This window comes from Thalassotalea castellviae (genome assembly GCF_031846185.1).
Taxonomy (GTDB): domain Bacteria; phylum Pseudomonadota; class Gammaproteobacteria; order Enterobacterales; family Alteromonadaceae; genus Thalassotalea_H; species Thalassotalea_H castellviae.
Genome location: NZ_JAVRIF010000026.1, coordinates 1 through 353, shown reverse-complemented (window position 1 = coordinate 353; position 353 = coordinate 1). Strand labels below are relative to the sequence as shown.

1 protein-coding gene is annotated in these 353 nt (G+C 37.7%); it reads right to left on the bottom strand.

Annotated features, from left to right (window positions below):
* Positions 1 to 353 (bottom strand): transposase (locus RM573_RS17440; protein ID WP_311585139.1); only part of this gene is annotated, 353 nt, incomplete at both ends.

Genomic DNA, 353 nt, shown 5'->3' with positions numbered 1-353 from the left:
AGTATTGACATGGTAGCTTGACCATTTATATTCTGCGGGATGATTGACCATATTCGCCCTTACTGGATTCAATTCGATATAACGCATACAAGCAAGTAGGTAAGCATCTTCATCAACTAAGCTCGCTTTAAAACGTCCTTCAAATAACGTGCCTGTTCGACTAAGTTCTTTATTGATGTATTGCACATAACGTCTACCAATTGACTGCATTACTAATGAGATACCTGTTTCATCATTTGGGGTCATCAGCAAATGAATATGATTTGTCATTAACACGTAAGCATGTAGATCCACATCATATTTTTCGCAGGCTTGTGCCAAGCATTCTAAATAGAATGAGTAATCTAGCTCTG